The organism is Acidobacteriota bacterium, assembly GCA_022340665.1.
Classification (GTDB): Bacteria; Acidobacteriota; Thermoanaerobaculia; order Thermoanaerobaculales; family Sulfomarinibacteraceae; genus Sulfomarinibacter.
In genome coordinates this window covers 101,155-121,680 of the sequence record JAJDNM010000132.1, presented here as the reverse complement: position 1 = coordinate 121,680, position 20,526 = coordinate 101,155, and the positions used below count along the sequence as shown (strand labels likewise).

General features: G+C 61.3%; 27 protein-coding genes. 6 read left to right on the top strand and 21 right to left on the bottom strand.

The features are described from left to right. Positions 1-45 precede the first annotated feature (45 nt). The 16 genes from LJE93_15045 to LJE93_14970 form a co-directional block, all read right to left on the bottom strand. Entirely contained in the window at positions 46-630 is a 585-nt protein-coding gene (locus LJE93_15045) for a class I SAM-dependent methyltransferase (GenBank protein MCG6950228.1), read from the bottom strand. 87 nt (positions 631-717) lie between these two features. Next, entirely contained in the window at positions 718-1,212 is a 495-nt protein-coding gene (locus tag LJE93_15040; protein MCG6950227.1) for an endonuclease V, read from the bottom strand. 20 nt (positions 1,213-1,232) lie between these two features. Beyond that, positions 1,233-1,604 (bottom strand): DUF2809 domain-containing protein, encoded by a 372-nt coding sequence (locus LJE93_15035; protein MCG6950226.1) that lies wholly within the window; start codon positions 1,602-1,604, stop codon positions 1,233-1,235. Positions 1,605-1,641: 37 nt separating this feature from the next. After that, positions 1,642-2,073 carry a hypothetical protein gene (locus LJE93_15030; GenBank protein MCG6950225.1) on the bottom strand — a complete coding sequence of 144 codons (432 nt, stop codon included), beginning with the start codon at positions 2,071-2,073 and terminating at the stop codon, positions 1,642-1,644. A gap of 48 nt (positions 2,074-2,121) precedes the next feature. Next, a complete protein-coding gene (locus LJE93_15025; protein ID MCG6950224.1) occupies positions 2,122-2,532 on the bottom strand; it encodes a GFA family protein in 411 nt (136 codons plus the stop codon). Positions 2,533-2,545: 13 nt separating this feature from the next. Continuing rightward, the gene (locus LJE93_15020) at positions 2,546-2,956 is read right to left on the bottom strand and encodes a VOC family protein (GenBank protein MCG6950223.1); all 411 of its coding nucleotides are present in this window, start codon (positions 2,954-2,956) and stop codon (positions 2,546-2,548) included. 124 nt (positions 2,957-3,080) lie between these two features. Next, a complete protein-coding gene (locus tag LJE93_15015; protein MCG6950222.1) occupies positions 3,081-3,230 on the bottom strand; it encodes a hypothetical protein in 150 nt (49 codons plus the stop codon). Positions 3,231-3,301: 71 nt separating this feature from the next. Beyond that, on the bottom strand, positions 3,302-3,655 hold the full coding sequence (locus LJE93_15010) for a tRNA-binding protein (GenBank protein ID MCG6950221.1): 354 nt from the start codon (positions 3,653-3,655) through the stop codon (positions 3,302-3,304). 150 nt (positions 3,656-3,805) lie between these two features. Further along, complete coding sequence (locus LJE93_15005) at positions 3,806-4,249, bottom strand: GIY-YIG nuclease family protein (protein ID MCG6950220.1); 444 nt, start codon at positions 4,247-4,249, stop codon at positions 3,806-3,808. Continuing rightward, complete coding sequence (locus LJE93_15000) at positions 4,246-4,929, bottom strand: phosphoribosylanthranilate isomerase (GenBank protein ID MCG6950219.1); 684 nt, start codon at positions 4,927-4,929, stop codon at positions 4,246-4,248. Before LJE93_15000 ends, LJE93_15005 begins: the two co-directional genes overlap by 4 nt. 10 nt (positions 4,930-4,939) lie before the next feature. Beyond that, complete coding sequence (locus tag LJE93_14995) at positions 4,940-5,359, bottom strand: PaaI family thioesterase (GenBank protein ID MCG6950218.1); 420 nt, start codon at positions 5,357-5,359, stop codon at positions 4,940-4,942. Between the two features lie 28 nt (positions 5,360-5,387). Further along, positions 5,388-5,795 carry a VOC family protein gene (locus tag LJE93_14990; GenBank protein MCG6950217.1) on the bottom strand — a complete coding sequence of 136 codons (408 nt, stop codon included), beginning with the start codon at positions 5,793-5,795 and terminating at the stop codon, positions 5,388-5,390. A gap of 129 nt (positions 5,796-5,924) precedes the next feature. Continuing rightward, positions 5,925-6,311, bottom strand: coding sequence for a zf-TFIIB domain-containing protein (locus LJE93_14985; protein MCG6950216.1), 387 nt, complete (start codon positions 6,309-6,311; stop codon positions 5,925-5,927). A gap of 98 nt (positions 6,312-6,409) precedes the next feature. Then, positions 6,410-6,691, bottom strand: a complete 282-nt coding sequence (locus LJE93_14980; GenBank protein ID MCG6950215.1) for a hypothetical protein — start codon at positions 6,689-6,691, stop codon at positions 6,410-6,412. A gap of 14 nt (positions 6,692-6,705) precedes the next feature. After that, on the bottom strand, positions 6,706-7,404 hold the full coding sequence (locus LJE93_14975; GenBank protein MCG6950214.1) for an SDR family oxidoreductase: 699 nt from the start codon (positions 7,402-7,404) through the stop codon (positions 6,706-6,708). Between the two features lie 37 nt (positions 7,405-7,441). Further along, positions 7,442-7,729, bottom strand: a complete 288-nt coding sequence (locus tag LJE93_14970; GenBank protein MCG6950213.1) for a hypothetical protein — start codon at positions 7,727-7,729, stop codon at positions 7,442-7,444. 183 nt (positions 7,730-7,912) lie between these two features. Here LJE93_14970 and LJE93_14965 point away from each other — a divergent pair, with 183 nt between their 5' ends. Next, entirely contained in the window at positions 7,913-9,049 is a 1,137-nt protein-coding gene (locus LJE93_14965) for a saccharopine dehydrogenase NADP-binding domain-containing protein (GenBank protein ID MCG6950212.1), read from the top strand. Between the two features lie 128 nt (positions 9,050-9,177). Here LJE93_14965 and LJE93_14960 read toward each other — a convergent pair whose 3' ends face one another. Next, positions 9,178-9,774, bottom strand: coding sequence for a TetR family transcriptional regulator (locus LJE93_14960; GenBank protein ID MCG6950211.1), 597 nt, complete (start codon positions 9,772-9,774; stop codon positions 9,178-9,180). 227 nt (positions 9,775-10,001) lie between these two features. On the opposite strand from LJE93_14960, the gene kdsB reads away from it, so the two are divergent. The 5 genes from kdsB to LJE93_14935 all read left to right on the top strand — a co-directional run bounded on the left by kdsB (position 10,002) and on the right by LJE93_14935 (position 14,975). Continuing rightward, positions 10,002-10,745, top strand: a complete 744-nt coding sequence (gene kdsB, locus LJE93_14955) for a 3-deoxy-manno-octulosonate cytidylyltransferase (protein ID MCG6950210.1) — start codon at positions 10,002-10,004, stop codon at positions 10,743-10,745. Between the two features lie 15 nt (positions 10,746-10,760). Continuing rightward, positions 10,761-12,488, top strand: a complete 1,728-nt coding sequence (locus tag LJE93_14950; protein ID MCG6950209.1) for a CTP synthase — start codon at positions 10,761-10,763, stop codon at positions 12,486-12,488. A gap of 67 nt (positions 12,489-12,555) precedes the next feature. Beyond that, the gene (gene kdsA, locus LJE93_14945; GenBank protein MCG6950208.1) at positions 12,556-13,389 is read left to right on the top strand and encodes a 3-deoxy-8-phosphooctulonate synthase; all 834 of its coding nucleotides are present in this window, start codon (positions 12,556-12,558) and stop codon (positions 13,387-13,389) included. Further along, positions 13,386-14,342 (top strand): KpsF/GutQ family sugar-phosphate isomerase, encoded by a 957-nt coding sequence (locus tag LJE93_14940; GenBank protein ID MCG6950207.1) that lies wholly within the window; start codon positions 13,386-13,388, stop codon positions 14,340-14,342. Before kdsA ends, LJE93_14940 begins: the two co-directional genes overlap by 4 nt. A 129-nt stretch (positions 14,343-14,471) precedes the next feature. Continuing rightward, positions 14,472-14,975, top strand: coding sequence for an asparaginase (locus LJE93_14935; GenBank protein ID MCG6950206.1), 504 nt, complete (start codon positions 14,472-14,474; stop codon positions 14,973-14,975). Between the two features lie 94 nt (positions 14,976-15,069). Here the strand turns inward: LJE93_14935 and LJE93_14930 are convergent, their stop codons facing one another. The 4 genes from LJE93_14930 to LJE93_14915 all read right to left on the bottom strand — a co-directional run bounded on the left by LJE93_14930 (position 15,070) and on the right by LJE93_14915 (position 20,474). Next, on the bottom strand, positions 15,070-15,546 hold the full coding sequence (locus tag LJE93_14930) for a hypothetical protein (protein ID MCG6950205.1): 477 nt from the start codon (positions 15,544-15,546) through the stop codon (positions 15,070-15,072). 113 nt (positions 15,547-15,659) lie between these two features. Continuing rightward, on the bottom strand, positions 15,660-18,239 hold the full coding sequence (locus LJE93_14925; protein MCG6950204.1) for a DUF3516 domain-containing protein: 2,580 nt from the start codon (positions 18,237-18,239) through the stop codon (positions 15,660-15,662). Positions 18,240-18,242: 3 nt separating this feature from the next. Next, on the bottom strand, positions 18,243-19,223 hold the full coding sequence (locus tag LJE93_14920; protein MCG6950203.1) for a nitronate monooxygenase family protein: 981 nt from the start codon (positions 19,221-19,223) through the stop codon (positions 18,243-18,245). A 189-nt stretch (positions 19,224-19,412) separates the two neighbouring features. Next, on the bottom strand, positions 19,413-20,474 hold the full coding sequence (locus tag LJE93_14915; GenBank protein MCG6950202.1) for a pentapeptide repeat-containing protein: 1,062 nt from the start codon (positions 20,472-20,474) through the stop codon (positions 19,413-19,415). Positions 20,475-20,526 lie beyond the last annotated feature (52 nt).

Genomic DNA, 20,526 nt, shown 5'->3' with positions numbered 1-20,526 from the left:
GCCAGCCCTGGCGTGGAAATACTCAGGATGCCTTACAAGGGGTGGCTATTTGACGGCCAGGATTTGCAGCACGGATCCGATGCCGCCGTGGTACTTGCCTGCGGTGATCTCACGCTCGACCTCGCGTGCAACCTCGAAACGCAGGCCGGGCAGCTCCTGCCGGATGACGTTCAGGTCCATTAACAGGTCTCTGGATTTCGGCCCGCCAGTGCCGTACTCGAGCTGACGCGGTGTGAAGCCCTCGAGGATGAGAACGCCGCCGGGTGCAAGCCCGCGCAAGACCTGTTCGTGGAGAGCCGCCCGCACGAGCGGCGGCAAATGGCAGAAAATGGAAATGATTCCCTGCCACTCGCCGGGCCCGATCTCGTAGGCAGCGAGATCCGCATACACGGTCTCGATATCGACACCGCGTTCTTCGGCCAGCGATTCGGCCTTTGCCAGCCCGACGGTTGAAGCGTCGACGGCGGTGACCTGATATCCGAGGCCGGCGAGGTAGACCGCGTTGCGTCCTTCGCCCTCGGCCAGGCTCAAGACTCGCCCGGCCGGAATTCTATGAGCCACCGATTCAAGAAATCGATTCGGATCCTTGCCGTAGGCGTAGCCGGGTTCGGAAAAGCGCTCGTTCCACATCGGGAGAGTGTACAGGGAGAGCGGGGGCAGAGGGGAGGAGGAGAAGAGGAGAAAGGGCAAAAGGAAGATGTGCGGACCGGAAGGGTGTCAATTACCTCGGGCGATTCGGTCGGTGAGATGGAGGAGGGTTGGAATCCGGTGGGGCCCGTGCATGCTGGCAATGGCCGTGGTCGCTGCTCCTGCATCCAATCCGATAGCGGAGACGAAAAGCGGTTTGGAGCTGCGGCCCCGGTGAATGGCTTCGAATTGGTCGGCAATCGCGAGCGGTTTTTTCGCGACACCGATGACTGCACAGGAGCGGGGAAGTGACTCGTAGAGACGGCCGCCGAGTCCAACGGCATCGTCCTCGAGGTAGACGTACCCGTCGACAATGATGTGATCGAAATTCTCATTCGTTGCCTCGAGAATGGCGAGGAGCGGCGGCAGCTCACGCTCGAAGAAGCGCCCTGGGCGGTAGGGCCGGACTCCCGGCACCTGAAGGCGATGGGTGGTGACCGGACGTTCGTCGGACCAATGCTCGAAGACGACACAGGCCGCATGGGCGATGGTCGGTTCGTAGTGGACGTCGAGGATGGCCTTCACAGGGTGATTCTCCCAGATAGTCAGTCGTGCCGGCCCACCGGCAGCCTGAACACGATGAGCTCTTCAACCACGTGTCCGGCGAGGACGCCGACTGCGAAAGCGGCAAAATCGAGTGGATCGAATGTTTGCCCGAAAATCGGCAGACCGAAATATTGCAGCATCTCGGAGGTGGCGCCCACGGCAAACACGATCCAGGCCCGGACCCACCAATGGCGGAGCGCCTCGACCCGTACCGTGCCGAGCAGCAGGTACATGGCGAAGGGCAACAGAATATCGATGAGATACCCGGTGACGAATGGCCTCCAGGGACCGGCGTAGCCCGACCCGATGGGGAAGTGCAGGAGCGCCACCAGAACCGCGATTCCTACGATGAGGTGTTTCTGAGTCACCATGATCCGAAAACCGGGCTCCTGAGTTGGGCTGTTCGCGTCAGCTCTTCTGCGTAATCTCCGCGGGAACTTCAGTCGAGAGTGGTGCGTGACCGAACAGGGATTTCACCGAATCGCGCGACAGGACGATGATTGTGAATACGCCGAGAACCGTTCCGATCGGCAGAAAAATGCAGTTGATGCCGGCCACCACCAGACAGTAGGTGTAACGCCTTCGGGTCTGGATGCTGCGGCCGGCGAATGCAATGAGAATCGCCAGCGTCCATCCAGCGAGGATCAAGAAACCGGCGATCGCCATCATGACCATGCCAATAGGTCTCGCCTCCGGACCGGTGTCGGAGAACACGCCGGTTGCGAGCGCAAGGCCCATGAAGAAATGCAGGAACGGAATGCAGGCAAAGATCGCGGTCATGCCTGCGTCCACGTAGTGAAATATCCACAACAGCTTCAGGTGCTCGAGGTCCTGTTGCATGGTCCGCCTCCCTTTACAGGACTACGACCGAAATCAGACGCTATTCCGTCAACCGTGTTCGTCGAAGGTCGGCAGGTCGGCGGGTTCGGCGTACCATGGGGCTCGAGAGGCCCAGAATATGTTCTTCTCGGGCTGACACCCCGGGTCGTCGTCGAGACTACCCACCGGGACAAGAAATCCCTTCTTGTTGCGCGATTCCCAGGGCAGCTTCGAGCCGCAGGCCGTGCACCAGCCGGTACAGTAGTACTGCGCTTTCGGCAGCTCCCACCGGCCGATCAAATCCTCTCCTCGGGTCCACCGAAATTGGTTGGCTTTGACCAGGATATTGGCGCTGAACGCCGAGCCCGAGGATTTCCGGCAGCGACTGCAGTGGCAGTGGTGAAAGAAGACGAAGGGCGGGCTCAGCTCGTAGGCCACGCCTCCGCACAGACACGATCCCTTGAAGACGAGCTGCTCCATATTTCCTCCTCTGTCATTCAGAGACGCTCGGGACGACGACCACGTCCTCCACCGATCGGTGGGCCGGACCGTGGTGCACGGTTTCGATGTTGTTGCCGTCCGGATCGAAAACGAATGCCGCGAAATACCCGGGGTGGTAATGACGCTCACCGGGAGGTCCATTGTCGGTGCCACCGGCTTCGAGGGCGGCCCGATAGAACCGGAACACGTCGTCGTGATCTCTAGCCTGAAAGGCGAGGTGGACATGACTCGTTGGTTCGCCGGGCGTGACGAAAAGTTCGTCAGCATGGAAATAGCCGTCACCCTCGCCCGAAAGGTCGCGGCCCAGCGATTGAAGGACCGCACGATAGAAGGTCTTGCTGGCTTCGAGATCGGACACGACCAGGTGGACATGGTCGATCAGTCGGCCGAAGTGGTACTCCATTTGCTTCTCCAAAGATCAATCTGCCCCGCAGCCGCTGGTCACGTCCGGAAGCGCCCGGTTGTCGAACACCCTGCCCGTTCGCAAGCGTCCGGAAGCGGCTGGCTTCTCTACCGCGAGTCAGGTCTCATTCGACGTCCGGGGTGTCATTCTGTCCCCCGTCGTCGCCAAGCGCCTTGACCGAAGATCGAAGTCCGGACACGACGGCAACCAGAACCAGGACGATTATTCCGAGCGCAGCCAAGCCTGCCACGATTTTCAAGATGGTCTCAAACATGACGCAATGGTAACAGCGTCGTCGGAAATGGTCGGAGTGATCGTCGAGTCCGTATCGAGAAACGACTCGTGTCAGCCGGCCCTCGAGCCGTCGGGCACAGCCCGCTCGGGCACAGCCAGCGCGGGTGTCAGGCCGTCCGAATATCCGATGTCCAAGAGCATGCCTTCGGAAACCTCACCCGCCATCTTCCGGACAGGAAGATTGACAACGAACAATGCCTGGAGCCCGACAATGTCGGCCGGGTTCTGGCGCTCCCGTTTGATGCCGGCGAGAACGGTCCTCGAGTGGTCGCCGAAGTTGACGGCGAGTTTCATCAACTTCTTCGAGCTCGGAACCTCTTTGATCGATTCGATGGTGCCGACTCTCATGTCGACCCTCTCGAGATCGCCAATCGTGATTTCCTCTTTGATCGGGGCAGGTTTCATCATTTTTCCTGTCGGCTCAGGCGCCGATCGAGCTTCTCACCAAGAATGGAGTGCGTGAGCCCGATCAGCACCGACAGCAGACCACCAATCAGCCAGGGGACGTTCACGTGACACCTCCTGTCGCGAGTTTGTTTCCACCGAATGACATCATCAAGCCCCAATCGTGGCGAGTGCTTTCAACTGGCATCCGCATGCACGAGTCATCTCTCGCATTTCTTCGGCGCCTCCAATCAGAAAGAGGTGACTCGCACACCGACAGTCCGACGAACCGAAACCCGGCACGCGGTCTTGCGCTTGGTCCGCGACCCACTGTGCCCAGGAACATTCACGTCGTTCCGCGTCGGCCCGGAAAATGGCTCCTGTGAGGTCGGCCTTTGCGAGCAGATAATCGATGTGCCAGTGTAGCCGTTGCGGTCCGACGTCGTATCTCCGCAGGCGCGCCGCAAGGCCTCCCGGTCCGTGCGCGCTTCCAACGTAGGCGTAGAAGCCGGCGATCAGCGAGAGGTCGCCGAGCTTGCCGATCGTGATCGTTGTCGGTGCGGCGAGTTCGACCAACACAATGTAGGTGCCGCCTGACGACGGTATGATCTTCAACCTGAACCTCCGGCCACGAGGAGCTCACGTACGAAGCGGGTCAGCTTCCCTTGGTCGAGATGACCGTCAGTTCGCAACCCGGTGCAGGTGTCGACACCGAAAGGCCGCACCGTCCGCACCGCTTCAGCGACGTTATCGGATGTGAGACCGCCGGCCAGCCACACTGGAATGCCCACCTGTTCGCGAATGACCCGGCTGAGAGCCCAGTCGTGGGTCCGTCCGGTTCCTCCCAGCTCCTTGACAGCCTTCGTTGGATCACCCGAGTCCAGCAGAATGGCATCGACCGTCCCGGCCGCCGACATCGCCTGGCCAAGGCTTTTCTCTCCGACCACGTGAATCACCTGGACGATCGAGGTGCCCGGGATGGCCGATCGTAGCTGATCGAGGGCCTCTGGCGGCAATGCGTCGCAGAGCTGGATGGCATCGACCCGGAATCTCTGCTGCTGATCGACGATGGCGTTGACCTCATGGCTGCTGGTGAGGAGGAAGGTGGCCACCTCGGGAGGAGTTCGAGCCGCTATTTCCTCAATGAGGTGATCGGGAATCACTCCCGGGCCGCTCGGCATCTCCGACACCAGGCCGATTGCGTCCGCCCCATACCGGATTGCCACCTCCGCCTCCTCCACACTCGTGATGCAACACACCTTGAGGCGTGGCCGTTCGAGTGGAGTCGGATTCAGGGGTGCCACCTCAGGGTTCGACGTAGGCCATGGTGGCGGTCATTTTTGAAACCATGCGTTCTTCACCAGCGCTCACGCAGAACACCTCCGACTCTACGACTGACAGCTGTCGACCCGGTTTCAGAACCTTCGCGCGGCAGATGAGGCGTTCTCCCCTGGCGGCGCGAAGAAGGTTGAGCTTGAATTCGATCGACAGCACCATCCGGCGATCCCGCAACATGGTTGCGGCAGCTACGCCGGCTGTGTGATCGCCGATCGCAGCGAGAACTCCTGCGTGAACGAAGCCGTCTTGCTGCAGGTGGCGGTCCTTGAGATCGAGGGTCGTCACACACTCGCCATCGCCGACCGACTCGAGCTCGATACCGAGGTCGGCGACGAAGCCGGCAGAGCGGAAAATACGCTGGATTTCGTCGAGAACGGCAGGTTCCATGAGTGCTCCCGGTTCTGTCAGCGTCTATTCAATCACAGCTCGGTAATCGGTCTCGGAGCGGCTCGCCAATGCGCAGTGTGTTCCCGGCCGGATCGGAGACCGAAAATACCCTGAACAAAACCTGATGGCCGTAATCCAGGTCCCGAATCGGCTGCTCGATGGCGTTCGGCGTCTCCGAACGGACGCGTTTCCAGATCGTGTCGACGCCTGACACTGCAACAAAGGCGCGCCCGCTGCCAGCGGGAAATTCCGGCGGTTGCGGTTGGCAGAGATGGATGTAGACCTCGTCTCGAAAGACGACGGCATAGTGCAGTGGGTCGCCGTCGAGGTAGTCCAGTTTGAAGCCGAGGGCGGCCGCATAGAACCCGACCGCCTTCTCGACATCATCGACCGCGAACTGGGATCCGATGTGGTTGAAACGCTCCGAAGCACTCATGGCGTTCTCCTCGCGTTGGCCGTTGTCCCGGTCGAATAGTAATGGATCGGATGCTTTCTACGATTTCGCAGGCTGGAGATCGATCGCGCGTCCGTGCGCCAGCTGCTCCTGGACGTGCACAAAACCCGATCAGAATAGGGAGCTGACAATCTCCTCGAGGACGCCGATAGCCGAATCGAGGATGCCGATCTCGCGGGTCTTGAAGTGAGCGTTGGCGTTCGGCAGGAAAAGGCCCTTGCACGAGGTACATCGCATCACAGCGTGCTTGCCGATCTTCCCGGTACGGAGGATGTCACGCTCGCAGCGCGGGCACTTCACGTGAGCCGAACTGCCGGTGGGCTCGAAACAACAGTTCCGTCCCGGGACATCGTTGAGACGTGACGAGCCACCTCCAGCATTGAGGGCCTCAAGTTCACCGCCATCGAACCAGACGCCGAAACACACGCCGCAGAGGTCCAAGCGGATCCCTCCGCGCGTTTCCTCACTCATTTCACTCGAACACTTCGGACAGATCATCAGGAATTCCGGACTCTCCGCAGCCCTCGTGGGTGATTATTGCAGAGATTCGAATAGACCGTACCTCACGAAACAGTACGGACTCCGGAAATTTAGGTTCAGAATGATTTCAGAAGCACAGCGGAGACGCCGCGGGAATCCGCATCCTGGTAGGCGTCCCGGAGCGACTGGTCGAGCTTCTCCGCGGCCGCAGGCGGCAGGGCCCTGCAATTCACGAGCTCGATGTCTTGCCAGCCGGTCCTGCGAAGGTAGGCATCCGCTGGCGCGTAGGCCGATCCTTCATCCTCACAATCGACGAAAACGATCAGGGTGTGCCGGAGTTCCGCGTCGGAACCGCCTGCATCCCGAGCGTTCGCGGTCACCTTGAGTACGTGAATCACCTGCCTATTTTATTTTAAACCGATAGGGACCGGCCATTTTCTCTGCTTGAAAGCGCCAAGAGGAAGTCGGCGGCCGCCGGGGCCCAGTCTTCCGGCGAGGGGCAGCTGGCCGCCGAGTCCGACCAGCAACTCCTCAGCATGTCGGTGTCGACGATCCCGGGACTGACGGTCACCGCGGCCAGCCCTGGCGGCAGCTCCTGCGCGAGCGCCTGGGTCAGGCCTTCGACTGCCCACTTGCTGGCGCAATAAGGCGCGACCTCGGGCGCCGTCGAACGTCCCCAACCGGAGCTCATGTTGACGATGACCCCGCGTTGGTTGGCGATCATCGCCGGCAGAAAGGCGCGAATCACGTTGGCGGTGCCACCGACGTTAATGTCCAGGACCTTCGAGAATTCATCGGCCGGCACCTCCCACAACGGCGCGTTTCGGTTGATGACGCCCGCGTTGTTGATCAGCAGGTCTGGTGGCGTCATATGGGAGAGCACTTCTTGCGCCCAGTCCGCGACCTCATCCCATTTGGCGACGTCGACGCTATCGAATCGGTGTGGGGGGCCATGGGATGCGCCAAGTGTTTCGATCTCGGCCGGCGATCGCCCGCATCCAACCACCGTGTGGCCGAGCTTGATCAGTTGATTCGTCAGCGCGTGGCCGATGCCACGAGTCGCACCGGTGAGGACGACGATTCGTCGTGCCCTGTCTTCCCCGGTCATCATCCCTCCCAGATCTGAATCCTGTGAGATCTTCGGAATTCTACGGACGCCTTCCCCGGAGGTGCCACTTGATGGCGACGAACGGGAAGCCGAAGAAGATCAGGTTCAGGCCCTTCATGACCGTCATCGAGTAGAGGAAGAAGAGATCGAACTCCTTCCTCGTGATGTCGAACAGGCGAGCGTGAATCGAGTGGACAACATCTCCCAGAACGAGCCACACCACCCAGGTGAAGATCATCGCCCCGATGGTGATGAAGAAGGTTCTGAGAAGAATATCTGCCACGGTGTCGAGTGTCGTTGCCGCGTCTTCGGACAGTGCTTGCTTCATTCGCTCCCCCCCGATCTCACGAGTTTTCCTTCGATTGGACCACCGCGCCTACTATCCAGCATCCAGCATCGAGCATCCAGCATCCAGCATCGAGCATCCAGTATCGGGTGGTTGGGTGGACGTATTCCTGCTGAGCCCCAAGGGCGAAGCCGGGTGGTATAACCTTTCCCACCGGAGGTTGGAATGAAGGTCATCGTACTTGGAGCCGGCAGGGTTGGGGAGGCGATCGTCAAAGACCTGGCCGACAGCGGCCGCTTCGAGGTCACGGCGGCAGACCTGTCGCAGAATGCGCTCGAATCTCTTTCCACGATCCCCGGAGTGACGATCGAGCGTGCCGACCTCGCAGCGCCGGGCGAGATCGCTCGTCTGGTCACCGGCCAGGATATTGCCGTTGGTGCGGTGCCGGGGCCGATGGGGTTTGCGACTCTCGGCCGGGTGATCGAGACCGGCGTCGACGTGGTCGACATCTCGTTCTTCGAAGAGGAACCTTGGTCGCTCAACCAGCTCGCCACGGACCGCGGTGTGACCGCGGTGATGGACTGCGGAGTGGCGCCCGGCAGCTCGAGCCTGATTCTCGGAAGAATCGAGGCTTCCTGGGAAAGGGTCGACGCATTCCGGTGTTACGTCGGCGGGTTGCCGGTGGCACGGCACTGGCCCTACGAGTACAAGGCGGTATTCTCGCCGATCGACGTCATTGCCGAGTACACGCGCCCGGCCCGGTTCAAGGTGAACGGCGAAATTGTCACCATGCCCGCTCTGACAGAGGTCGAGCACCTCGATTTTGAGGAGATCGGGACCCTCGAGGCCTTCAATACCGACGGCTTGCGGACACTTCTCAAGACGTCGAAGGTCCCCGACATGATCGAAAAGACACTGCGCTATCCGGGTCATTCGGAAAGCATGCGCATGTTGGCCAACATCGGATTCTTCAGCGAAGAGTCGCTCGAGGTCGAGGGGGTGCCGGTGCGGCCGGTCGACCTCACGGCGAAGCTCCTGATTCCCGCGTGGCAGCTCGACGAAGGCGACAAGGATCTGACTGTGTTGCGGGTCGAGGTGGAGGGCCTGGTCGAGGGCGAGCACGTGGTGCGGCGGTACGACCTGCTCGATCGTTACGACTCCGAGTCGAACATCACGTCGATGGCTCGTACGACCGGTTACACCTGTACGGCCATGGTCAACGCCTTGGCTGAGGGGCTGTACCCGGATCCCGGCCTGTCGCCGCCCGAACTGGTCGGGCGCAACGAGGAGTGTTTCTTCTACATCTTCGACTACCTGGCCGCCCGCGGTGTTCGTTTCGAGGTCACCGAGCAGATGCTGTAGCGAGCCATCGCGTTAAACATCACGCGGACACTCCAAACTCGATGTGCATTCGGTCCAAAAGGGGTGGGTGGATCGAGCATCGAGCATCCAGCATCGAGTGTCCAGCATCGAGCATCCAGCATTTAGCATCAGAGCAAATCGACCCCGCCGTGGGATGCGAGGGTTCGTTGCACGAGCTCCGTCAGAAGCGTTTCTTTTTGATCGAGCTCGAGCTCGAGGGCGCGGGCCACCACAGGCCAGGCGGCGGTCAGGAGGAACAGAGGCGCCGCGAGGCTGAGAAACAGGAGCCTGCCCTCGCCGCTGGCGCGCGGGTTGTCACCGTGCCCCAGCGACGCCGCGAGACGCTCGAATGCCGTCCGCAGGGGAGGGGTCAGTGATTCGACGGCGACCGTTCCGCCATCCGCAAGATCCCGCAACAGGAGGCGGGCGATGGCGTCGTCGGTTTGCAGGCGATCGAGGAACCGTCGAAGGGCGTCGATCACGCTGATGGTCTCGCGATCATCATTCCCGTCGTTCGTCGGTGGCCCCATTTCGGCCAGAGTGGCGGCAGCCCGACGCAAAACCGCCCGGTACAGTTGTCGCTTGCCGCCAAAATGGTAGGACACCGCGCCGGGATTGGCGCGTGCAAGGTTGCAGATGTCGCGCACCGAGGCTCCCCGGTAGCCGTTGTCGGCGAAGAGGCGGGTCGCGGAGTGAAGCAGTCGTTCACGGGTCGTTAAATTCATACAGTTGTTTGTATCAATTTTTCGCTAAATCATCAAGTCGTCCTCACTATTGCGCTCTCGAAGGCACAATTGGATCGATGGAACCGATGTGGAGAGAGTATAAAGACCAGCAAATCTAGAGAAATGTTTTTAAATCAGTTATTTAACAATTTATGACAAACGATTGTACGAATCTGGATCACCTTTCTTGACTTCGATCGGGTCGCCCAATAGGATCGGTACACAGGATGGGACAGAGCGGTTCGAGTACGGTTGCCGTCATTCCGGCGCGTTGGGCCTCCACGCGGTTTCCGGGGAAGCCGATGGCGGAATTGGCTGGCGAGCCAATGATCGTGCACGTCGTACGCCGTGCGTCCGAGGCGACCATGGTCGATCACGTGATCGTCGCCACCGATGATGCGCGGATCGCCGAGGCGGCGGCGTCGGCGGGCGCTGAAGCGGTGATGACCGGGGAGTGCCCTTCGGGAACCGATCGGGTGGCGGCAGCCATTGCACACCGCGACGAGTGGGAGATCGTGGTCAACGTCCAGGGAGACGAACCGCTGCTCGCCGGCGACAACATCGACGTTCTGGTCGAAGGTCTCCTGGCGAACGAGTCATTCCGGATGTCGACCCTGTGCCGCCCGCTTGAAGCGGAGCGGGTCGAGGACCCGAATGCGGTCAAGGTGGTCCGAGATCACCGGGGCCGTGCACTCTATTTTTCGCGTTCGCCGATCCCATACCCCCTCCATCGCGAGGTGGCGTGGCAGATGTGGCGCCTCCACCTCGGAATCTACGGCTTCCGACGGGATGCTCTGGCGGATTTCGTGTCGCTGCCACCGTCAGAGCTCGAATTGGCTGAAGGGCTCGAGCAGCTGCGGGCCCTGGAAAACGGAATCGAGATTCTGGTTCTCGACGCGCCGCAAGCGGCCTTCGGGGTGGACACGCCGGAGGATCTCGAGCGTGTCGAAAAGATCATCAACGAAGATTGAGCAGGAGGAGTCGAGATGGCGACAAAGTACGTGTTTTTCACCGGGGGCGTTGTTTCGGGCCTGGGCAAGGGCATCTCGGCCTCCTCTCTGGCGGCGCTGATGGAGGCTCACGGCTACTCGGTCACGATGCTCAAGATCGACCCCTACGTCAACGTCGATCCGGGCACCATGTCACCCTTCCAACACGGCGAGGTCTTCGTCACCGACGACGGAGCCGAGACCGACCTTGATCTCGGTCATTACGAGAGGTTCACCTCGGCGACGATGGCCAAAAAGAACAACTTCACCACCGGTAAGATCTACCAGACAGTGATCGAAAAGGAGCGCCGCGGGGACTACCTCGGCAAGACTGTTCAGGTGATCCCGCACATCACCGACGAGATCAAGGACGGCATCCGCGCTCTCGGTGGAGACGTCGATTTCGTGGTCGTCGAGATCGGTGGCACGGTCGGCGACATCGAGTCCCTGCCGTTCCTCGAGGCCATCCGCCAGTTCCGCTCCGAGGCGGGACGCGGCAACGTCCTCAATATCCACCTCACCCTGGTTCCCTATATCAAGGGTTCCGACGAGCTCAAGACCAAGCCTACCCAGCACTCGGTCAAAGGCCTCCTGCAGATCGGCATCCAGCCCGACATCCTGCTCTGTCGGGTCGACCGGCCGCTGCCGGAGGATTTGCGGGAAAAGATCGCCCTCTTCTGCAACGTCGAAAAGCGGCAGGTGATCCCGGCCCAGGACGCGGACACGATCTATGACGTGCCGCTCAAGCTCGCGGCAGAGGGTTTCGATGAAATCGTGCTCGAGATGCTCAACCTCCCGAAGGGTCAGCGCGATCTCAGTCGCTGGCGCGGGGTCGTCGACGCAACCAGAGCCGCCACCGAAGAGGTCACGGTCGGTATCGTCGGCAAGTACGTGGACCTGGCCGACTCCTACAAGTCGCTGAACGAGGCCCTGATCCACGGTGGCCTCGCCAACGGAGTGAAGACCAATCTGGCTTTCATCGACTCGGAGGACCTCGAGGGTTCCGGCTATCCTGGAGAGCTCTTCGAGGTCGACGCGATCCTCGTGCCGGGCGGTTTCGGCAAGCGGGGAATCGAGGGCATGATCCGCGCCATCGAGTTCGCACGCGGCCACAAGATTCCGTTCTTCGGTATCTGTCTCGGGCTGCAGACTGCGATCGTAGAGTTTGCCCGCAATGTCTGCGGCCTCGCCGGAGCCCACTCCACCGAGTTCGTGAGCCAGCCACCCTATAAGGTCATCTACAAGATGCGCGAGCTGGTCGGGGTCGACCAGATGGGCGGCACCATGCGCCTCGGCAAGTACCCGTGTCGCCTGACGCCGGGCTCCAACGCATGGGATATGTACGGGTCGGACGAGGTGTGGGAGCGCCATCGCCATCGCTACGAGGTCAACCCTGAATACGTGCCGCTCTTCGAGGAGAAGGGGTTGGTGGTGAGCGGGAAGTCGCCGGACCGCATATTCGTTGAGGTCATCGAGCTGCAGGATCATCCGTGGTTCCTAGCCTGCCAATTCCATCCCGAGTTCAAGTCGAGACCGTACGATCCGCACCCGATATTCAGTTCGTTCATCGGTGCCGCGGTCGAGTACCGAAACCGGCGCCTCGCCGAAGAGGCCACCGACGACGAGGTCGCCGAGGTTGCGGCAACGGCCGAGGACGACGTGGACGAGGTCATCGACGCTGGCGAATCCGTCGCGGAATCGGTACGGGAGCCGCTGGAGGCCTGATCTCCTAACGTTAGAACGTTCAACGTTTAACGTTCAAACGTTTGAAGGCGGGTGCTAAACTTCCCCCATGACGATCGAGAGCTTCGACCTGATAGACGGCATCACGATCGGCGGTGGTGCGAGGCCCATCTACATCGCCGGACCGTGCGTCATCGAATCGCTGGATTTCGTCATTGAGGTCGCGAGCAGGATTCGCGAGATTGCCGAGCGCCACGGCGTGCCGCTGGTGTTCAAGTCCTCCTTCGACAAGGCCAACCGCTCCGCGGAGTCGAGCTTTCGCGGCATTGGCGAAAAAGCCGGCCTCGAGGCCCTCCAGGCAGTCAAACGGGCGACCGGCCTGCCGGTGATCACCGATGTCCACCATCCAGACCAGGCGGCCGTCGCGGCGGAGGTGGTCGACGTCCTTCAGGTGCCGGCCTTTCTCTGCCGCCAGACCGACCTGCTGCACGCCTGCGGCGAGACCGGTTTGCCGATCAATGTCAAGAAGGGACAGTTCCTGGCTCCGGAGGACATGTCCAACGTAGTCGACAAGATCACCGCAACCGGCAACCAACGGGTTATGCTGACCGAACGGGGATCGACCTTCGGCTATCACAACCTCGTCGTCGACATGCGCGGTCTGCCGGTAATGCGCCAATTCGCACCCGTGATCTTCGATGCGACGCACTCACTGCAGCTTCCGGGAGGGCTCGGCCACGCGACAGCCGGCGCACGCGAGTTCCATCCCTACCTCTCGCGGGCAGCCGCCGGTGCCGGAGTGGACGGTTTCTTCATCGAGGTCCACCCGAATCCACCGGAGGCGCTCTCCGACGCCACCACGCAGCTCTCCTTCGACGAGTTCGACCGTTTAGTCGGCCAGCTCGAAGCGGTTTCCACCGCCGTTCGGGAGGTGGCAGGATGAGCCGTGAAGTGGCACGCGAGGTTCTCGAGGCCGAGGCCAACGCGATCCGCAATCTGAAGGAAAACCTGCCCGAGGCGTTCGACGAGGTGGTCGATCTCCTGGCCGGTATTACCGGCCGCGTTGTGTTTACGGGGTTGGGAAAATCGGGGATCATCGCGCGCAAAATCGCCGCCACCATGAGCTCCACAGGAACGCCGGCCCTGTTTATGCACCCTGCTGAGGCGATCCACGGCGATCTCGGGATGGTAGCTGAAGGCGATCTCGTGGTAGCTATCTCCAACTCCGGTGCCACCGAGGAGATTCTCGAACTCCTGGCCGTGCTGCGCCGCATCGGTGTTCGCCTGATCGCGATCTCGTCGAATCCTGATTCTCCGCTGGCCAATGCGGCAGATCTCCATCTCGACGTTGGCGTGCGCCGGGAAGCCTGTCCGATGAACCTTGCGCCGACGGCCTCGACAACGGCCAGCCTCGCCCTGGGCGACGCACTCGCGATGGCCGTGTCGGTGAAGAAGGGGTTCGAGGAAGACGACTTCGCGCGCCTTCACCCGGGCGGCAAACTGGGCAAACGCTTTATCACGGTGGGAGAGCTGATGCACACGGGGGATGACGTCCCCCGAGTCGCACAGGATGCCGCCATGAAGGACGTGATTTACGAGATGAGCCGCAAGGGGCTCGGTATGGCCACCGTCCAGGACGGCGATGGCCACCTGCTGGGCGTCGTCACCGACGGTGATCTCAGGCGGTTGATGGAACGGGACGCCGATCCGCTGGCGCGAACGGCCGGGGAGGTCATGCACAGGGGCGGCGTCTGCATCCGCTCTGACGAGCTCGCAACCGCGGCCTTGAAGCTACTGGAGGAGAAGCGCATCACGTCGCTGATGGTCTGCGATGAAAATGCCCGGATAGAGGGCGTCCTTCATATTCACGATCTGTGGGGAGTCGGACTGTTTTAATGAAGAATTAGGAATTGGGAATTTGGAATTCCCACCCCTGCCCTCCAGAGTATCTGGACGCTCAGGGTAGGCGGGTGGCCTTCCTAATTCCTAACTCCTAATTCCTAATTCACGAAGGAACACTGAAGAATGCGCCTGACGATTCTGACTACTGGCGGGACCATCGACAAGACCTACGACGAGTTTCAGGGCAGCTTGCGCAACGAGTACACGGTCATCGATGTCATCCTCGATTCGCTGCGTCTCCCGGACCTCGAAATTCGGCACGTCGAGGTCATGCACAAGGACTCCCTGGACATGACGGACGAGGACCGGCAAGTCATCGCGCAGGCCGTGTGCAACGCGGCGCCTACGGCGGATGCCATCGTCATTTTGCACGGTACCGACACCCTCTCCGAGACCGGCGAACTGCTCGTCGAGCGATGCGCCGGAGTTACGATTCCGGTGGTCCTCACGGGCGCAATGCGGCCGTACGAGTTTCGCGATACCGACGCCCTGCAAAATGTTATCGAGGCGCTGATGGCCTCGCGGCTGGTCGATCCGGGGATTTATGTGGTGATGCATAACCGGGTGCTCAGGTTCCCCGGAGTGGTTAAAGACCGCGAAGCGCTCAGTTTCGTCCGGAACGACTGACGCCGTCCCGAATGAGAAATGAGGAATGAGAAAATCCATCCCGCCTTTCCCCAAGAACTTGGGTGGGTGGGCGGCATTCCTCATTCCTAATTCCTCATTCCGAATTCTCCTTGAAGTGGGTTGTTCCGCACTGGCTGAAACAATCCTCGGACTGCAGCGGGAAGCGGTAGGTCCGCGCCAGTCTTTCGACCACGTCGCAGAGGGCCGATCCGTGTTCCTCGTCAAGTCCTTGGTAGAAGAACCGGGCGATGGTGCCATCACCCTTGAAGAGAACGACGGTAAACATCGAACAGCCGGCGAAGTCTGCCTTCTCGTACTGTGAGAGCTGGTCGCGCAGCGTGAATTGCAGCTGGCTCCAGGCCGCGGCCACGTCGTCCCTGCGGTTCGGGAACGCCGAAACCGCCGCCGGGTACTCCTCGCGGAGCTCGGTGATATCGATCCCGACTGCTTCTGCCTCGGAAAAAGAAATGCACAGGGATTGGTCGATGACAGTCCCCGTCGGGTTGGGAGTTCCCGACGCGAACAGCATCACGCACACCGCACACAAGACGATCCTTGTCAGTATTCTCACCGGCGCCCTTCCACATTCCAGCGTAGCACCCGCGCTCATCTGACTGCGCGTCACGAGTTACGTGAGGGAATATCTGCCTTGGCGGGAGTCGGAATTCGAAATTCAAAATTCGTCTACGTTCCGATTCGCGTGACCGTGATGAGCGGCCCTTCGACGTTCGCGTCGTCCGAGAGATCGACCTGGGCTTCGATGCACCACAGATTCTCGTCCGAAGGGTCGAGCAGGATCTGGGTGATCCGCCATTGGTTGGTGCCGATCGAAGTGATCTGGGTGTGCTCGGCGAGCCGTGCGTTGTGGTCGAAGACGATTTCTCCGTGTTCCTCGAAAAACGGTTCGAGGGCGCACGAAAAATCTTCGGGTTCCTGCAGGACCGACGGATCGTCCCGACTGCGCTGGACGCAGGCCGCGGCCTCCTCCCAGTCGCGGCGGGCGAGGGAAGCCACCAGTTGGTGTATCTCGGCGCGCAGCCTCGAGGCGAGCCGGGCCGGGTCGCCCCTCAGCTCACGGGCAGCGAGCATCCGGTGGGCGGTCTTGGAGTCCGGAACGCCTTCGAGCAGCAGCTCTGGGTGCCGCATCGATTCCCATTCCTCGATGAGTGAGGTGTCGATCCGCTCGAGCATTGCCCGCAGGAAGGCGATGACTTCGTGCACCGCCTCGGTCTTGGCCTGGTCGGGCACGTTTTGATCGAGGGTCTTGTAGACCTGTGAGAGGTAGCGCAACAACACGCCCTCGAAACGCTGCAGGCCATAGTGCCGAACGTACTCCGTGAAACCGAGGTATCCCTCGACCATTTCCCGTGCCACCGATTTCGGCTGCACCGCGTCACCCCCCACCCAGGGGTGGTCGCCGCGGAAGTGCTCGAATGCGGCATGGATGTAGTCGGCAATCGGCTGCGGGTGGGTAACCTCGTCGAGACGGTTCATCCGCTCCTCATACGACACCCCCTCCGCCTTGAGGCGGTTGATGAGCTCGGTCTTGAGTCGGTCCACCTGGCGGCGGAGGATGATGGTTGGATCCTCGATCACTGACTCCACCAGGCTCAAGACATCGAGCGCGTGTTCCGGATTTTCTTGATCGAGGCCGTCAACGGCCTCGATCAAGAAAAGTGAGAGGTTGTGGAAGAGTGAAAAATCGACCTGCAGGTCCTCGTCAACCACGACCCAGAGGTAGTTCGAGGCGGAGTCCTTCTCCATGCGGATGATGCCGGCACGGTAGAGCGAGCGGCAGAGCTGGGCCGCTCGCTGGAGATGGCGCATCTTGCCCGCATCGTCATCGTGGCAGTCCGCGATGAGGCGACGAACCGAGGCGAAGTTCCCCGCTTCCGGATCGTTGATGGCCGCGTCGCGCTGCAGGAGGTCAACCAGCATTCCGGAGGTGATCCGGAATCGTGAGCGCAGCTTCTCCGGCGGGTTGGCGACGAGATTCTTGAAAGTGTCCTCCGACCACGAGATCTCGGGAGATCGTCCCCTCGCCGGGGATTTCTTGGGGCGCTTCTTGGGTTTTCCCGCCGCCTTTCGCTGTTCCTTCACCCGCTGAATCGTCTCCTCCGGAGCCTGACAGACGACGTGGCCTTGGTCGTCGAATCCCTTGCGACCAGCGCGACCCGAGATCTGTTTGAACTCGCGTACTTTGAGGCGCGATACCCGGCGGCCGTCGAACTTGGCAAGCTTGGTGAAGAGCACGGTGCGCAGTGGGATGTTGATGCCGACTCCGAGCGTATCGGTGCCGGAGATCACCTTGAGCTGACCCCGTTGGGCGAGCTGCTCGACCTGTAATCGGTACTTGGGTAGGAGACCGGCGTGGTGGACGCCGATGCCGAAGCCGAGAAAGCGTTTGAACTCCTTTCCGTAGGGTGTATCGAAGCGGGTGTCGCCGACGGCCTCCCTGATGGCGGCCTTTTCCTCCTTGGTGGTGAGCTTCATGCTGGTCAGCTTCTGCGCGGTCTCTGCGCACTCCCGCTGGGTGAAGTTGACGAGGTAGATCGGCGTCTTGTCCGCTTCCGTCAACTCCTCGATGGTCTCGTGTATGGGCGTCTCGCGGTAGTCGAAATCGAGCGGTACTGGACGTTCGTCGGACTGGACCAAAACCGCGGTGTGGCCAGTACGATCTTCGATATGCTGCATGATCGCGCTCATGTCGCCGAGCGTCGCAGACATCAGGAGAAATCGGGAGTGGGGGAGTGAGATGAGCGGCACCTGCCACGCCCAGCCGCGATCACGGTCGGCATAGAAATGGAACTCGTCCATCACCACGTACGGCGCGTCGAGGTCCCCACCCTCGCGCAGGGCGAGGTTGGCCAGCACCTCGGCCGTGCAGCAGATCACCGATGCGTCGGGGTTGATGCTCGCATCGCCGGTCAACATGCCGACGTTGTCGACGCCGAGGTCCGAGCACAGCGAGAAGAACTTCTCGCTCGCGAGAGCCTTGATCGGCGAGGTATAGAAGCTCCGCTTTCCTTCGCAGAGGCCGCGGAAGTGGAGGCCGAGAGCGACCAGTGATTTGCCCGATCCGGTGGGGGTGTCGAGCACCACGTGGCGGTCCGCCATCAGCTCGAGCAGCGCCTCCTCCTGGGCGGGGTAGAGATCGAAGCCGACATCTGCCGCCCAGCCGAGAAAGAGGTCGAGGATAACGTCGGCGTCGTCGACGCCACCATCGGGCACCCGTGAGCCTAAAGCGGCAATCTCCTCGGTCATGCGTCAGGCGGTCATTCCCGCGAGCCGTGATCCGAGGATTTCCTGAGCCTGCCCGATGATGGTGTCGATGAGCTCCTGCACGGTCGGCACATCATGGACCAACCCGACGGACTGGCCGGCCGTCATCAGACCGACCTCGGTGTCGCCGTCCTTGAGCACCCGGAGGCCGTTCTGACCGCTCACCAGCGGCGCCAGCTCGGCGATGCCCGCGCCCTGGCCCTCCAGCTCGACGACTTTCTCGGCCACCGGGTTGCGCAGCACCCGCTCGGTGTTCCTGAGCGATCGCATGACGTACATGGTGTCGGTCTCGGAGGCGTTCACGTACCACTGTTTGACGTTGTCGTGAGCCGGGGCTTCCTTGGTCGCGACAAAGCGGGTACCCATGTTCATCGCCTCGGCACCGAGGGCCAGCGCGGCGATCAGCCCCCGCGCGTCGGCGAAGCCGCCGGAGGCGATGACCGGGATGTTGATCGCATCCACGGTGGCGGGGATCAACACCAGCGAGGTGATGTCCTCCTCGCCCGGATGGCCTGCACACTCGCAGCCGTCGATGCTGACGTAGTCGCAGCCAATCGCCTCGGCTTTTCTGGCAAAGCGAACCGAGGTGCACTTGTGGATTACTTTGGCTCCGCCCGCCTTGATGTGCTCCAGATAGGGCTCCGGGTTGCGGCCGGCGGTCTCGACGATTCCGATGCCCTGATCGACGATCACATCGATCAGGCTGCCGTAGTCCTTGGGAATCAGAGTTGGCAGGAACGTTACATTCACTCCGAACGACTTGTCAGTCAGCTCGCGGGTGCGGGCGATAGCGTCGGCCAGACCCTCCGAAGTCTCGAAGGTCAGCGCTGTCAGGACTCCGAGGCCGCCCGCATTCGACACCGCCGCCACCAGCTCCGGTTGAGAGACCCACATCATTCCGCCCTGGATGATGGGATGGTCGATCCCGAAGTCCTCGGTCACTCGGGTCTTGAATACCTGGTCCATGGTTTCACCTCGGTAGCGTCAGGTTGCGTACCGCGACGAAGGTATCACGGTGGGCGGGTCAGGAGGACCGGCGCCTCGATCGAATGAGGAATGAGGAATTCCCTCCCGTGCCCCTGAGAACCGGAAGGGTGGGTGGCATTCACGATTCCTAATTCAAAATTCCGAATTCTGAACTGAATTCGAGAGAATTCAGTTCAGGTAGTACTCCTGCAGCATCGACAACAGCACCGCGTCGCGATCCTCGGGGTTGATCGTCTCGTCCTCCTCGATCTGCGCCTGGAACCCGGCGATGATTCGCGGGTCGACCTTCTGTAGCACCTCCTCAGGGCGGGCGATGCCGCCCCGGCGGCGGAGGTCGCGAGCGTCTCGCGATGAGAGGCCGTCAGCGTTGACGAACCAAGCGCGCTCCGCCCGTTCGGGCTCGAGGCGCGCTCCTGTCAGGTTGGCGCCGGTCAGGTTGACGTCATCCATGCTCCTGACGACCGCGAAGTCGGAGCCGACCGCCGAGGCGAGGGTGAAGTTCGCGCGATCGAAGCTCGCGTCGAAGAACCTCGAGTCGAAGAGATTGGCTTGGGAGAGCTCCGCTCCCGAGAAGTCCGCGAAGTGCAGATCGTCGAGCCGAGTCAGCGATGAATCGACCAGCACACTCTTTTCGAAATGGGGCTCCTCACCATGAATTCCGGTGAGAATCGCGCTCGAGAGGATGGCTTCGTTGAACGATGCCCTGGTGACCTCGGCATCAGTGAGGTTCACCCGGGGCATCTCCGCCAGCCGAAAGTCGGCCCCCTCGAGCAGGGTATTCGAAAAGTCGGCGCCGGTCAGTTGGGCGCCGACCAGGTTCACGGACCTCAGATCGAGCCCGGAGAAGTCCCTCTGCGAGAGGTTGAAGGTCAGAAAATGTGTCGTGTCGCGCAGCGTGTTGAATGTGTACACGTCCTCGTTCTGGAGGAGGATCATCGCGTAGTCCATGTGGTGGGCGTAGAGCTTCGGCATGAAGTGGAACGCGAGGTAGTTGCTGATCTGGAGTGGCTTGCCGTCCTTCATTGCCGTTGTCGCGGTAGCAAGCTCCTCCTCGATCAGGTTTGCGATCTCCTCGAGCTGATTGTCGTGAAGACTCCTTTTGAGGTGGGAGACGCGGAGTGTGCCGGCGATCTCGTTGTAGGCCATCGACCCCACGACTGTCGCCGCGACGCCCAAGACGAACCCGAAGACCATGCCCTCCCATCGAGTCAATCGTTCAAGAACGCTCATCGGTGCCCCCCCGGAACCACATGCGGGAAGCGAGTGGATTCCATCATTTCGA

Excerpts from the sequence above, each read along its gene's own strand:
- LJE93_15045 (MCG6950228.1), bottom strand. The coding sequence starts at position 630 with ATGTGGAACGAGCGCTTTTCCGAACCCGGCTACGCCTACGGCAAGGAT.
- LJE93_15035 (MCG6950226.1), bottom strand. The coding sequence starts at position 1,604 with ATGGTGACTCAGAAACACCTCATCGTAGGAATCGCGGTTCTGGTGGCG.
- LJE93_15030 (MCG6950225.1), bottom strand. The coding sequence starts at position 2,073 with ATGCAACAGGACCTCGAGCACCTGAAGCTGTTGTGGATATTTCACTAC.
- LJE93_15025 (MCG6950224.1), bottom strand. The coding sequence starts at position 2,532 with ATGGAGCAGCTCGTCTTCAAGGGATCGTGTCTGTGCGGAGGCGTGGCC.
- LJE93_15020 (MCG6950223.1), bottom strand. The coding sequence starts at position 2,956 with ATGGAGTACCACTTCGGCCGACTGATCGACCATGTCCACCTGGTCGTG.
- LJE93_15015 (MCG6950222.1), bottom strand. The coding sequence starts at position 3,230 with ATGTTTGAGACCATCTTGAAAATCGTGGCAGGCTTGGCTGCGCTCGGA.
- LJE93_15010 (MCG6950221.1), bottom strand. The coding sequence starts at position 3,655 with ATGAAACCTGCCCCGATCAAAGAGGAAATCACGATTGGCGATCTCGAG.
- LJE93_14995 (MCG6950218.1), bottom strand. The coding sequence starts at position 5,359 with ATGGAACCTGCCGTTCTCGACGAAATCCAGCGTATTTTCCGCTCTGCC.
- LJE93_14990 (MCG6950217.1), bottom strand. The coding sequence starts at position 5,795 with ATGAGTGCTTCGGAGCGTTTCAACCACATCGGATCCCAGTTCGCGGTC.
- LJE93_14985 (MCG6950216.1), bottom strand. The coding sequence starts at position 6,311 with ATGATCTGTCCGAAGTGTTCGAGTGAAATGAGTGAGGAAACGCGCGGA.
- LJE93_14975 (MCG6950214.1), bottom strand. The coding sequence starts at position 7,404 with ATGATGACCGGGGAAGACAGGGCACGACGAATCGTCGTCCTCACCGGT.
- LJE93_14970 (MCG6950213.1), bottom strand. The coding sequence starts at position 7,729 with ATGAAGCAAGCACTGTCCGAAGACGCGGCAACGACACTCGACACCGTG.
- LJE93_14965 (MCG6950212.1), top strand. The coding sequence starts at position 7,913 with ATGAAGGTCATCGTACTTGGAGCCGGCAGGGTTGGGGAGGCGATCGTC.
- LJE93_14960 (MCG6950211.1), bottom strand. The coding sequence starts at position 9,774 with ATGAATTTAACGACCCGTGAACGACTGCTTCACTCCGCGACCCGCCTC.
- kdsB (MCG6950210.1), top strand. The coding sequence starts at position 10,002 with ATGGGACAGAGCGGTTCGAGTACGGTTGCCGTCATTCCGGCGCGTTGG.
- LJE93_14950 (MCG6950209.1), top strand. The coding sequence starts at position 10,761 with ATGGCGACAAAGTACGTGTTTTTCACCGGGGGCGTTGTTTCGGGCCTG.
- kdsA (MCG6950208.1), top strand. The coding sequence starts at position 12,556 with ATGACGATCGAGAGCTTCGACCTGATAGACGGCATCACGATCGGCGGT.
- LJE93_14940 (MCG6950207.1), top strand. The coding sequence starts at position 13,386 with ATGAGCCGTGAAGTGGCACGCGAGGTTCTCGAGGCCGAGGCCAACGCG.
- LJE93_14935 (MCG6950206.1), top strand. The coding sequence starts at position 14,472 with ATGCGCCTGACGATTCTGACTACTGGCGGGACCATCGACAAGACCTAC.
- LJE93_14925 (MCG6950204.1), bottom strand. The coding sequence starts at position 18,239 with ATGACCGAGGAGATTGCCGCTTTAGGCTCACGGGTGCCCGATGGTGGC.
- LJE93_14920 (MCG6950203.1), bottom strand. The coding sequence starts at position 19,223 with ATGGACCAGGTATTCAAGACCCGAGTGACCGAGGACTTCGGGATCGAC.
- LJE93_14915 (MCG6950202.1), bottom strand. The coding sequence starts at position 20,474 with ATGAGCGTTCTTGAACGATTGACTCGATGGGAGGGCATGGTCTTCGGG.